Raw genomic sequence first — 12,817 nt, 5'->3', positions numbered from 1 at the left:
AACGCAACAGATTTCATGCATATGCGCCATCACGACAGCCGACCGCTCCGACCGAGAGTCGTCCCAATCCAATCATGAGACGCGCTGCATCAGTCTCTGTGATAGGCCTATCGTTCATCGCTCGCCAAACCAGCGTCCGCTCCAGCTTCAGCTCACTGGCAAGCTGCGCAGCACTCCAGCCGAAGTTCTGCGATAACTCGCGCAAGCCCCTGGCTGTGTCCCGATCTGGCTTGCCAGCCGGCAACCGCGTTTGCCCAGGACGATGCCGAGGCCGCTAAAATGCAGTGGCGCAAGGTCTCCGACCAGCTCCGTCCCAAGCTGCCCAAGCTTGCCGGCTTCCTCGACGAGGCCGAGACCGACGTGCTCGCCTACATGACGTTCCCACCGCAGCACCGGACCAAGCTGCACTCGACGGATGAGATGAACAAGCGATTTCTTCAAGACCGAGACGACGATTGCGGACCGCTGTAAGTTCATTCTTTTGTTCGGTCGCGCTGCGGGTCATTCTTCCGTCCCGGCCACCGATCACTCAGCCGCCGCGCGCAGGGGCGGTCAAGGCTGGCCGCGTTTGCGGCCACCGCAAGGCTTGGCCTTGACCGGCCCGAGCACGGCGGCATGCTGGTGTGGAACGGGATTGCATTCCTGGCTGGCACTTGCCGTCAGCGGCGATTATGGTTGTCGGGCGCGGGCGACCTCGTGGCGAAGCGCATCGGCTGCAAGCGTCACCGGACTGCCTATTTTGTCCTGCCGAGCTGAGGCGCCCGCGCCCCGGATTTTGGCCGCCGCGGTTTCCATTGTGACACGAACCGTTCGTAGCTTTGCTCTGCCTGGGCGGCAATCAACATCTCGCGGTCGCGCAGCGACTTGATGTTGTAGGCATAGGCTGGTCCACGCCGGTTGCCTTTCTGTTGCGGATGTCCGGCTTGAAGTTGCATCGCGCGGGTCTTGTTGGCGACCAGTGCTGGGCGCGCCCACAGGTAATCTTCGCCCCTCGTCAACAAATGCCAGCAGAGCACAGTGAGCTTGCGAGCCACGGCCACCGCGGCGATCTGATGGCCGCGCCGGGCGCGGATGCGCACGAAAAACGCATGCAGTGGACCGGGCGCCTTGGCCGCGGCCCAGGCCGCCTCGACCAGCATGGCGCGCGCGTGAGAACGGCCGATCTTGCTGATGCGACCGTGATGGGCGACTCCCAGTCCCGACTGCCGCACCCGCGGGTTCAGCCCGAAATAGCTCACCAGCTTCTGCGGGCTGCTGAACCGGCTGATGTCGCCGATCGCCGCCACGATCCCGGCGGCGACTGCCAGATTCACGCCGGTGATCGTCATCAATCTGTTGACCGGGGGATCGTCGATGGCGTCCTGTGCGATCTCGCGGTCGAGCAGGGCCAAGTCTTCGGCCAGCCGGTCAAGCTCACGAACGTGCCGATCGATCGCTGCGCGCTCATCGTCCGGCAACTGTTGAGCGGCCAGCCACGCCCGGCCGCGGGCGTTGAAAAGATAGGCGTGCGGGCACTTTGGGATCAGGTGCGCATGCAGGATCGAATGCACTTCATTCTTGAGCCGCGTGCGATGCCGCACGACCTGGTAGCGCCGCGCCACCAGCCTGCGCTTGCGTTCGGTCGCCGCATCAGGCGTCCAGATCTGCGGCAGGTAGCCCGCTGCCTGCAGGCTGGCGAGTGTACCGGCGTCGATCTTGTCAGTCTTGACGTGCGCCTGAGCGATCGCCTTCACCTGCAACGGATTGGCGATAATCACCCGCGCCACGAATGGCGCCAGCACCCGCGACACCGCCATGCTATTTCCGGTCGCCTCGATCACCACGTCATCGGTCGACCGCAGACTCTTGCCCATTCCTTCAAGCGCGGTCCGGGTCATGTCGACCCGACCGGCATGTCGAAGGATGCCGTCTTCCCAGATTACCACCTCGCCGAAGGTTCGGTGAACATCAATACCAATCACGCGTCGCATCTGCGCGTCCTCCCTTCTGTTGGTTATAGCGGGAGCGGCGGGCGACACGACAACTACGGATTCGCGCTCACGGCGCAACCGGGCGAGTCGCAGAGGCGGCCAGCTACTAACACGAGCTCTCGGCTCATCGTGTGTATCGGCCTGCCCGCACTTCGTGCTCCCGGTGCCTCTGTCCCGATGGTCGCACCATACGCCACGATGTAGAACACCGCAGCGGAACGTTAGCACCGAGAAATCTCATACCGGTTACCAATCCGATCGAGCGGCTCAACGGTGAGATCAAGCGGCGCACCGAGGTGATCGGCATCTTCCCCAATGAGGACGCCATCGTCCGCCTCATCGGCGCGATCCTGCTCGAGCAGAACGACGAATGGGCCGTCCAGCGCGCCCGCTACATGACACTGGAAACTATCGCTCCGTTGAGCGATGATCCAATCGTCAGCCTCCCGGCTATCGCCAGCTGACCAGTCCGGCTCTTGCCGGCGAACGCGGTGTCCCACCGCCAGTTACACCACGCTTAGGGACACGATCCGGTTCGACTAATGGCCGGACACACGTCCGCCTTGCGAGGAGCGATTCATCTGCAGGGTTTGCAATAAGCGCGGCACCATTCTAAGGGAGCGAAGTGACCCAACCATGCCCATGAGAAAGCGTACGGACTAAGAACTGCAACTCATCTCCACATCGTGTACGCGTCTGTAGCGCATCACTGCGCGCTCAGTAGCTAACCTGGTTCTGGCCCAGGCTGTGTGAAAAGGCTCTGTTTCCTGTGATTCGCGCGGTAAGATTCTCGGCGATTTTGCGGGGCATCCGATGAAGCGCTTTGTTGAAGGATTGGATCGCGGGCAGAGCACACTGTTTCCGGCATCGCTCGACGACTATGTGACCGAGGATAACCCGGTGCGGGCGGTCGACGTGTTTGTCGACGGTCTCGATCTCGACAAGCTCGGATTTGTCGGTGTCCAGCCACTCGACAAGGGGCGACCCGGCTATCACCCCGGCATGATGCTCAAGCTCTACATCTACGGCTACCTCAATCGCGTGCCGTCGAGCCGACGCCTGGAGCGGGAATGCCAGCGCAATATCGAGATGATCTGGCTGACGGGGCAGTTGGTGCCAGACTTCAAGACCATCGCAGATTTCCGCAAGGACAATGGCAAGGCCATTCGTGAGGTCTGCCGCGAGTTCGTCGCGCTGTGCCGCAAGCTTGATCTGCTTGTTGCAGCGAGCGTCGCCATCGATGGATCGAAGTTCAAGGCCGTCAATGCGCTGGACAACTTCACTGAGGCGAAGATGAAGCGGCGCCTTGAGCGGATAGACGAGAGCATCGCCCGCTATCTCTCGCAGCTCGAGACTGCCGCGCGACAATCAGGGTGACAAGGGAGCGTCAATCAGGATGAGAGAGCTTCGCCGGGCTCGTGACGCAGGGAGGGCGTAGCCCGACCGGAGTTACGAGCCCGGCGTCGGCGCGATCCACAGGGGACCGCGCCGACTGGTGATCGCGGCCGGCTGGTTGTGCAAGTGGTTCTTCCGCCAAGAGGAATCACTCGCTTGCCAGGCCGACACATAACCAATCACCAGATGAGGCTCTACATGAAGTACCGTCAGACAGATACCCCGCCAGTGGCCGCCGCCAAGGCGTCGTTCAGTACCTCGACCGCGTATCGCTTCGAGAAGGATAGAAGGCTCCCGTCGCGGAGGAAGGGAGCCCGCGACCGCCGCCGGCCGGATCCCTTGGCCGACGTGTTCGAGACTGAGGTCGTGCCGATGCTCAAGGCAGCCCCTGGCGTGCGGCCGATTGCGATCTTCGAGGAGTTGTTACGACGCCATCCTGAACTCGGAGCCGGCATCCGTCGCACCCTGGAGCGTCGCATCCGCTCCTGGCGGGCAATCCACGGCAAGGAGCAGGAAGTCATCTTCCGTCAGACCCACGAAGTGGGTCAGGTCGGCCTGTCCGACTTCACCGACATGGGCGAACTGGGCGTCACCATCGCGGGCGTGCCGCTTGGTCATCGTCTCTATCACTTCCGGCTGGCCTATTCCGGGTTTGAGCACGCCCATGTTGTGCTCCGCGGCGAGAGCTTCGTCGCCCTGGCGGAAGGACTGCAGAACGCTCTGTGGTCGCTCGGCGGCGCGCCGCGGGACCATCGCACCGACAGTCTGTCGGCCGCCTTCTGTAATCTCGACCGGAATGCTCAGGACGATCTGACGCGGCGATACGAGGAGCTGTGCGCCCATTACGGCATGCGGCCGACCCGCAACAATCGCGGCATCGCCCATGAGAACGGGTCGATCGAGAGCTCGCATGGCCATCTCAAGCGGACGATCGCCGACGCGCTGCTGCTGCGCGGCACCGCCGACTTCGACGATCTTGCCACCTATCGCGGCTTCATTGACGAGATCGTCAGCCGCCGCAATGCGCGCAACGCCAAGCGGATCGATCACGAGCGCACCGCCCTGCAGGCGTTGCCGGATTTGCGCACCTCGGACTACGAGGAAGTGATCGTCCGCGTGACGTCGACCGGCGGCTTCACCTTGCGCAAGGTGTTCTACACCGTGCCGTCGCGGTTGATCGGCCATCAGCTGCGGGTTCGCCTCTATGACGATCGCCTCGACGTGTTCGTCGGTAGTACGCATCTCCTCACCCTGTCGCGCGGCCGGCCGCATCCGAGCGGCAAGCATGATCAGATCGTCGATTACCGGCACGTGATCCATTCGCTGCGGCGCAAGCCGATGGCGCTGCTCAATCTGGTTTATCGTGATCAGCTGTTCCCGCGCGATGCGTACCGCCGAACCTTCGACTTCTTGCGCGAACGGTTGCCGGACAAGAAAGCTTGCCGGCTGATGGTCGATCTGCTGGCCCTTGCGCATGAGCGCGGCTGCGAGGCCGAACTCGCCGATCAGCTCACGGCCGATCTTGACGCCGGCCGACTGCCCGATCTCAACCGGCTGCGCGCTCGCTTCGCCCCTGATCTTGCTCACGTGCCGAACGTCGTCGTGCATCTGGCACCGCTCACCACCTATGAATGCCTCATCGGTGCCACCGCCGAGATCGGAGGTGCAGCATGAGCACGGCCAACACCGTCGATACAGCGCGCCTCAATCTGTTGCTCAACGAGCTGCGGCTACCCGCCATCAAGGTGCTGTGGCCGCAATTTGCCGAGCAGTCCGACAAGGAAGGATGGCCGGCCGCCCGCTTCCTCGCCAGCGTCGCCGAGCACGAGATAGCCGAACGCGGCCGCCGTCGCATCGAGCGCCACCTGGTCGAGGCGCGGCTGCCCGCCGGAAAGACCTTCGACAACTTCGACTTCGAGGCCGTACCGATGGTCTCCAAGGCGCAGGTGACCGCGCTCGCCGCCGGCGATGGATGGCTGGGCAAGGGCGCCAATCTGCTCCTGTTCGGCCCGCCCGGCGGCGGCAAGAGCCACTTGGCGGCAGCGATCGGCTTGGCCCTCATCGAGAACGGATGGCGCGTCCTCTTCACCCGGACCACCGATCTCGTGCAGAAGCTCCAGGTGGCGCGGCGCGAGCTCAACCTCGAGGCGGCCGTCAATCGTCTCGATCGCTTCGATCTCATGATCCTCGATGACCTCGCTTATGTCACCAAGGACCAGGCCGAGACCAGCGTCTTGTTCGAGCTCATCAGCGCACGCTACGAGCGGCGCTCGATGCTGATCACCGCCAATCAGCCATTCGGCGAATGGAACAAGGTCTTCCCCGACCCCGCGATGACCCTCGCCGCCATCGATCGCCTCGTTCACCACGCCACCATCGTCGAGATGAATGTCGAGAGCTATCGCAGGCGGACCGCCCTCGAACGAAAACGCGGTCCCGGTCGCCCGACATCGCACGCGACACCCAAAACCGTCGCTGATTGACGCTCCGCGACAATCAGAGTTCAACAAAACTCTTGCGCGCGACAATCATCGCGGCGATCATCACCTCGCCGCGACACCGACTCGCCATCCTGATTGTCGCCAGCTTCCCATCCAGATTGTCGCGCTATACGAGACCGCCGATCGGCACGGCGATGCAGTGCCAGAGGCGAAGGTTGAGCGGTTGAAGGGTAAGATCGAGAAGCTCAAGGAGGAGACGGTCCGGCTCAATGCGATCAATGCGGAGATGATGAAGAGCGAGGACAAGCAGATCTCGCTGACCGATCCTGACGCGCGCTCGATGGCGACAAGTGGCAAGGACACCGGCATCGTTGGCTACAACGTTCAGATTGCAGTTGATACGCAGCATCATCTCATCGTGGCTCACGAAGTGACCAACGTGGGCACCGATCGCCACCAACTCGTCAACATGGCCGGACAGGCTCGCGCCGAGATGGCTGTCGAGACGCTCGAAGACGTGGCAGACCGCGGCTATTACGATGGAGAGGAGATCAAGGCCTGCGAGGAAGCCGCCATCACGGTGACGCTGCCGAAGCCGATGACTTCGGGCGCCAAAGCTGCTGGCCGCTTCGGCAAACAGGACTTCGTCTATGTTGCTGCCGACGATGTCTATCGCTGTCCCGCCGGCGAGCGGCTAACTTATCACTATATGAACATAGAGGACGGAAAGACACTGCGCCGCTATTGGACAAGCACCTGCAAAACCTGCGCGCTAAAAGCTCAGTGCACGACAGGCCCCGAGCGCCGCATCTCGCGCTGGGAGCACGAAGCTGTTCTGGAGAGAGTTCAAAATCGGCTCGACCAAAACCCCGATGCAATGGGTGGCCGCCGTCAGACAGTGGAGCATCCGTTCGGCACGATGAAGTGTTGGATGGGAGCAACACACTTTCTCACGAAAAGGCTGCCAAAGGTGGCCACCGAGATGGCGCTCAACGTCCTCGCCTACAACATGAAGCGCGTGATGATGATCGTGGGCGTGGGCGGATTGCTGGAGGCGATGCGGGCGTGAGGCCGGCCTTCTGAGCGATCAAATCAACGCCTACATGAAGCTCCTGGTTGCCACTGAGATGACGGGAGGTCGATTCCACCGAATTAGAAGCTCGGCGGCCGCGAAATGCCCCGGAGCGCCCCAAGTTGCGCGATTTTCACACAGCCTGGGCCATTAATTGAGCTTTCCATCGGGTGCCGACTTCGAGACTCTTCCAAGCGATATCGCTACTAAGGCCGATCTCGTGGTTTCTCATCTGTCGCAGACCTTATCGAGCACCGCCCGCACCCGCGGCGTTGTCTCGGCTTCGAACGTCGGGCGAGTCCCGAGAAAGAATGGATGTCAAATCGACTAGGCTTGCAGAATTCGAAAGGTTAAGGCCACCGCACAAACCTGTCCATCGGCTGCGAGATACCAGATGCCGGTGTTTCCAAGTCCCTTAAGCATCAACGCCTGCTCGGCGAACATCCGCTTTGCGCAATCGGGTTGAAAACTCGAGCTTGCGAACAGCCGAAAGCGCGGATTCACTCAAGTATAGAAGCCTGGGATGAAGCAATGATTGGGCGAACAGCAAGCGCATCAAGCGACCCATCGTAGGCATGAAGGCAGATCTCTGGAAGAGCGCGGACTACCAATCGCCGGGCCTGAAGCACTTCCGGAGAAGCGCACCGCTTTGGGACCAGCAAAAAGTAGCCGATCATCGGCGCCAGGCAGATATCAGCTAGCCAACTCATTGCCGTCTGCTCGATCAGAGACAAGCCACGATCGAAGCTTCTCTTGCGCGCGAGGTGCCGCTCTGTCACGTTTCAAACGCATTCACCGTGTGTTCGCCGTCACGATGGGCGCCAAGAGCACGACGAGGCACATGAGCCCGGCTAGGACCCCAAATGCGGCCGGCAGTCCCACGTACTTGGCCAGTAACCCTATACCAGCCGGTCCAATGAGAATTCCGGCATAACCAACCGTCATGATCGCGGCAATCGCCGGACCAACGGGCATCGCCTCCTGCGTGCCGGCGCGCCGGAACAGAATCGGGGCGACATTCGATAGGCCAAGACCAATGAGCAGCAAGCCGGCCATGGCGATGACGGCTACCGGTGCGGCCAGCAGAGCTCCGAAACCGGCCAAGGCCAGTAGACTTCCGAACATAAGTGTCGCGCGGTCCCCCGCGCGTTCGACGACGGCGTCGCCAGCAAGGCGTCCCACCGTCATGGCTATGGAGAACAGTACATACGCTAAGCCGCCCTGCGTCTTTGGAGCAAGACCAGCGCCGACGACCAACAAGGCAGCCCAATCGAGCATCGCGCCTTCGATAAGGAAGGCGATCGCCGCAATCGCGGCTAGAAGGAGCACGATGGAACGCGGCAGAACGAACGACGGTCCCTGGTCCGCCTGCGCCGTTGGTACCAATCGCGGCCACGCCAGCATGATCGCGATCACTATCAATCCCGAGCAGACCACAGTCGAAACAAATGCGTCAATCTGCAGCGAGAGAAAAGCGGTCATGGCTGCAGACCCCACAAGTCCCCCGATGCTGAATTGAGCGTGGAAGCTGGACATCAGCGGGCACTCCGCCGTGCGCTCCACCTCGATCGCATGAATGTTCGCGGCCACGCTAATCGAGCCTATCGAGGCGCCTAAGGCGAATAGCGCGACGCCGAGCGACAACTTGCTGGCTGTCGTGAGGCACGGCAGGACGATCGCGAGACTAAGCCCACCCACAAGAATGATCAGCCTGACGCCGTAGCGGGCGCTCAAAACACTGGTCAGAAGCATCGCGATGATGGATCCAGCACCCAGGCAGAGCAGTAGTAGGCCAAGCACGCCATCATCCACCGCCAGCCGGTCTTTCGCAAATGGTACGAGCGGGGCCCAGGCCCCGAAGCCGACCCCGGGAACGAAGAATGCAAGACGCGTTGCTAACCGAGAGGATGGTTGACCAGCAGACGCCATGACAGGGACCTTATTGATAGACGACCCGCGGGCGCTGTACCAGCGACGGACTCCCGAGCGACAGAGAGTGCGCAGGTTCGGCGGTCGAGAGGACATCGTTTGTTGGCGCAATCGCCATGCCGGACGGTTCAGCGCGTGATATCGGATCGCGTCGATCGTCACTCTTCTAGTTCGATCCGCGACGACATCTTTGATTGCAAATACGATGCCACCGCGAAAACGCACGTGACGTCTCGATCCGAACTCGATACGATCGGCAACTGTGCCGGCTAGGCATGGAGCGTTGGGGGCTCTCAACAAGCTTGTTACTTGCTGATTGATGAGTGCGGTCGCGCACTGAAGGAGCACGAAGCACCCGAGTGCGCCTCGAGACCGCGCATTGCGATTCCGTGGCGCCCTTCAGCGCGCCAACGCGGCCTCGCCTTCCGTAGTCATATCCGCGACAAATCAATATGGCTCAGTCGCAAAGCTGACAACGAGATGAAATTCCATCTTGCCGATCGCAATCGGTCTCAATGCGAGGCGATGGGCTTGCAACCCGGTTACTCTGGGCTTGCGTAGCCTGCCAAAGCTTGTGGCAACCGACATCGCGGTGTAGACGCCGACATAAACACTTTGATCATGGAAGCCACGCAGAGGCTTATGTGCCTGCTAGACTCATGGTCTTGGTCAGCGCCCCCGCCACGGCTCGCGATTGACGACTTCTTCATCGAATTGGCTGTGCACATGGACCGGCATTGATGCTTCTCCTTGTGAGGGATGCGCGGCTCGTTGCCCCAACGTCCATCGAGAAACTGCCCCGCCGAGATCGCGATCCGCTCCTGCGTAAACAGCGGACGAATCCGTTGCTTGGCCTGCCGCAACAAAGAAGCCCAGAGCGTCGCGTATCTTCGACCGACGCTCCACCAATCATCAAATCCCGAATCATGGTCGCCCATAGATTCAGAACCACCCGAAAATTGCAACTGTAGTGCTAGACACGGTCGCCAAATGCATCGAACTCCGTCCGGATCGCTTGTCGGACTTCGGTTACGCGCATATTCCCTCCTTCAAGAAGCATCAGTGCAAGATCGGCGAATACGCCCTGCCCCAGAAGTCGTGCGTCATCTTCAGTCGGAATTGCGGAAGCCCTGGTCGACGCGGGCTACGTGCGCATTAGTTCGACCACTTCGCCCTACCCGGCGACAATCTTGCCGCGGCGAAGCGCGAGGGGCGGGCTGCGTCGGAACTTCCAGGGTTACACCGACGACGCCGGCGAAACGGATAAAAAGAACACAGTTTATCAATTTTTGGTTCTGAATTGCGCTACAGATTTGGCAACGCCAGCAGTACGTTATCGATCAGCCGGGTCGAACCGACGTAGGCTGCGGCACAGAGCGCCGCCGGAAGCCGCAGCGGACTCTCGGCACGCTTGAGCGTATCACCATCGACAAGTTCAAGGTATTGCAGCCGATCAACTGTCTCAAGATGCCGCTCGGCGATCGCAATCAGCTTATCCACCTCGCGCACTCCTGAGCGGAACTCATCCGCCGCGGCGAACAGCCCACGACTGATGGCAACGGCTCGCCGACGTTCTTCCTCGCTGAGATATCGATTGCGACTGCTCATCGCGAGCCCGTCCGGTTCCCGAACGGTTGGCACGGTGACGATCTCGATGGGAAGATTGAGATCAGTTGCCATGCGACGAACGACCGCGCATTGCTGAAAATCCTTTTGCCCGAAAAACACGACGTCCGGATGCACCATGTTGAACAGCTTGCATACGACGGTTGCGACGCCGCGAAAATGCCCACGCCTGAAAGCCCCGCATAGTGGCTTCGCCAATTCGCCCGGTTCGACGAAGGTCTCGAATTGAGCCGGATAGACTTCCTGTGCACCCGGCGCGAAGACAATCGCAACACCGGCATCGCGGCACAATTTTTCATCGCGCAGGAAATCGCGAGGATAGCTGCTGAGATCCTCGTTTGGTCCGAACTGAGTCGGATTGACAAAGATGCTAACGACGGTGACGTCGCATTGCGCTCGGCTCGTCTTGACCAGGGCCAGATGGCCATCGTGCAAATAGCCCATTGTCGGCACGAGCCCGACGCGTTTGCCCGCGCTGCAAGCCTTCGCGAGCTCACGACGAAGCTCAGCGACCGTGGTAATCGTCTGCATCGTAGCACCTTACATCAGGTTGGGTTTGGAGGAGCCCAGTTTGCGATGATGTTACCCAGGCTTTCAGGAAGCCGATAGGACTCTTGCGGCGCCGGGAACGCTCCACTGCGGACATCGGTAGCCCAGCGCGACAGCGCCTCCTGCAACAGCTGAAAACCATCAGCATAGGCGCGAACGAATTTGGGCCGATGACCTTCGGTCAGCCCCAGCACGTCATGGAATACGAGCACTTGGCCCGAGCACCCGGGACCCGCGCCGATTCCAATAGTTGGTATCGACAGCGATTCGGTCGCTCGCTGGGCTAGCTCGGCCGGAATGCCTTCAAGCACCAACGCGAAGCATCCGGCCTCCTGCAAACGGTGAGCGTCATCAAGCAGCCGCAAAGCGTCATCGGCTTTCCGGCCCTGCACCTTGAATCCGCCCATGATATTGACGCTCTGCGGGGTGAGGCCGAGATGGCCCATGACGGGAATTTCGCAATCGACCAGGGCACGCACCATCTCCACGCGCTTGGCTCCGCCCTCGAGTTTCACTGCATCTGCGCCTCGCTGCAGGAACCCTCCGGCGTTGCGTATCGTCTCCTCCGGACTAAGGTGAAAGCTAAGAAACGGCATATCGGCCACGAGCAGGGCACGGGGCCTTGTGCGCGCAACAGCTTCGAGATGATGATTCATCATCGCCATGCTGACTGGCAACGTGTTGTCGAATCCGAGGCAGACATTGCCAACACTGTCGCCGACAAGAATGATGTCGACGATGGGGTCAGCGATGCCTGCCGTAACCGCATCGTAGGCGGTGGTCATGGCGACACGCCGCCGCTCCTGCTTCCACCGCTGCAGGATTGGAATCGTGATCCGCTCAACTGACACTTCCGAAGCGTGGCTCATTTTCGATCCGTTCCGTCAGATGGCCTCAGGTCGATTTCGCAGCTCGAAGCGATACTGATTTGATCTCACCTGGTCGCCTACGATTTTGAAGCCACGGCCCTCCGCACCGAATAAGCTAGGCGAACGGTAATCCGATTCTTGCGACCGAAGCCGTTGAGTATTGCGCGCATCCCCGGGGGACCACCCTTTTTCTATGGCGGACGAGTGAAAACTGTCAACCATGAAAGGGAAACATACGTCTCCAAAGTAGCAGGCGCGTGCATAAAAAATCCAATGGTCGCCCGACCATCAAGCAAGAAACTCCCCAGATTCAAATTGTCATTTGGAAGCGCCTTGCGTCACGCTGGGCCTCAGGGCGCGCCGATCCGATCATTCTGACGCAATTTGCGTGCGGCGTTGTCTTAACCGCATCTCCTGCATGTCGGACTGGCTGGCTCTGCCCCGGAGGCAATACTCTACCCGAGCGAGTTCGTTTCCGAGCCTCATCAAGTTCAACTGCAGCCAGAGGATTTGTTGCCGCTCACACCTGCTGCGCTGAATTAACGCTCCGGCATACTTCCCCATACGGAGCTGATAGAAATTGCGTACCATGCCCTGCTCCAATCCCTTCTCCAGGATACTTGGCATTTTCCAGCTCCCGAAACAGGCCTCGCGCTCACCCTCTGTTGTAGCGGCATATCGCGATCGATTGGTTCGATGAACCCCTGCCTGTCGGCCGAAAATTGCGTTTGGGCGTAATTCCGCGATGAAATCCTTCAAACGAGCTCGGAGTGACCGCCCCCGCCTTCGTCAAATGCAAGCATGGGAGTGCTTTCCAGCGCAGCAGACCGTGAAAGCTATGCAGACGCGCGTCTGCCGCCGCTAATTCGATGGCGTGTGGATAACCCGGGCGTACAGACTTGTCAGGCGAGCCGCTTAGAGGCGTCGCTGACCTGAGGCACCGGTGCGCTTGCCGTCCGCTTGCTG

The 12,817-nt window shown here is 60.7% G+C and carries 7 protein-coding genes and 4 pseudogenes; 6 read left to right on the top strand and 5 right to left on the bottom strand.

The annotated features are described in order from the left end of the window. Positions 1 to 240: 240 nt before the first annotated feature. Positions 241 to 429, top strand: a pseudogene (locus IVB05_RS08630) (transposase); the annotation flags it as partial. 305 nt (positions 430 to 734) lie between these two features. On the opposite strand, the gene IVB05_RS08625 reads toward IVB05_RS08630, so the two are convergent. Continuing rightward, complete coding sequence (locus tag IVB05_RS08625; protein WP_247786625.1) at positions 735 to 1,952, bottom strand: IS110 family transposase; 1,218 nt, start codon at positions 1,950 to 1,952, stop codon at positions 735 to 737. Positions 1,953 to 2,101: 149 nt separating this feature from the next. Here IVB05_RS08625 and IVB05_RS43480 point away from each other — a divergent pair, with 149 nt between their 5' ends. From IVB05_RS43480 to IVB05_RS08600, 5 genes and pseudogenes are all read left to right on the top strand, one after another. Beyond that, positions 2,102 to 2,434, top strand: coding sequence for a transposase (locus tag IVB05_RS43480; RefSeq protein WP_256473223.1), 333 nt, complete (start codon positions 2,102 to 2,104; stop codon positions 2,432 to 2,434). Positions 2,435 to 2,783: 349 nt separating this feature from the next. Beyond that, positions 2,784 to 3,338 (top strand): annotated as a pseudogene (locus IVB05_RS08615) (transposase); the annotation flags it as partial. A gap of 147 nt (positions 3,339 to 3,485) precedes the next feature. Next, entirely contained in the window at positions 3,486 to 5,039 is a 1,554-nt protein-coding gene (gene istA, locus IVB05_RS08610) for an IS21 family transposase (protein ID WP_247783851.1), read from the top strand. Further along, positions 5,036 to 5,848: an IS21-like element helper ATPase IstB gene (gene istB / locus IVB05_RS08605; protein ID WP_247783850.1), complete on the top strand. Its 813-nt coding sequence runs from the start codon at positions 5,036 to 5,038 to the stop codon at positions 5,846 to 5,848. The genes istA and istB overlap by 4 nt, the downstream gene beginning before the upstream one ends. A 130-nt stretch (positions 5,849 to 5,978) precedes the next feature. Then, a pseudogene (locus IVB05_RS08600) lies at positions 5,979 to 6,875 on the top strand (IS1182 family transposase); the annotation flags it as partial. A gap of 795 nt (positions 6,876 to 7,670) precedes the next feature. Here the strand turns inward: IVB05_RS08600 and IVB05_RS08595 are convergent. The 4 genes and pseudogenes from IVB05_RS08595 to panB form a co-directional block, all read right to left on the bottom strand. Beyond that, positions 7,671 to 8,807, bottom strand: coding sequence for an MFS transporter (locus IVB05_RS08595; RefSeq protein ID WP_247519359.1), 1,137 nt, complete (start codon positions 8,805 to 8,807; stop codon positions 7,671 to 7,673). 761 nt (positions 8,808 to 9,568) lie between these two features. Next, positions 9,569 to 9,735, bottom strand: a pseudogene (locus IVB05_RS08590) (IS701 family transposase); the annotation flags it as partial. Between the two features lie 377 nt (positions 9,736 to 10,112). Further along, positions 10,113 to 10,964, bottom strand: coding sequence for a pantoate--beta-alanine ligase (gene panC, locus IVB05_RS08585; RefSeq protein WP_247519334.1), 852 nt, complete (start codon positions 10,962 to 10,964; stop codon positions 10,113 to 10,115). Positions 10,965 to 10,978: 14 nt separating this feature from the next. After that, positions 10,979 to 11,851: a 3-methyl-2-oxobutanoate hydroxymethyltransferase gene (gene panB / locus IVB05_RS08580; protein ID WP_247389316.1), complete on the bottom strand. Its 873-nt coding sequence runs from the start codon at positions 11,849 to 11,851 to the stop codon at positions 10,979 to 10,981. Between the last annotated feature and the right edge of the window lie 966 nt (positions 11,852 to 12,817).

The organism is Bradyrhizobium sp. 170 (assembly GCF_023101085.1).
Lineage (GTDB): Bacteria > Pseudomonadota > Alphaproteobacteria > Rhizobiales > Xanthobacteraceae > Bradyrhizobium.
Note: the sequence above shows the minus strand (reverse complement) of the source record. Positions and strands in the feature narration are given on the sequence as shown.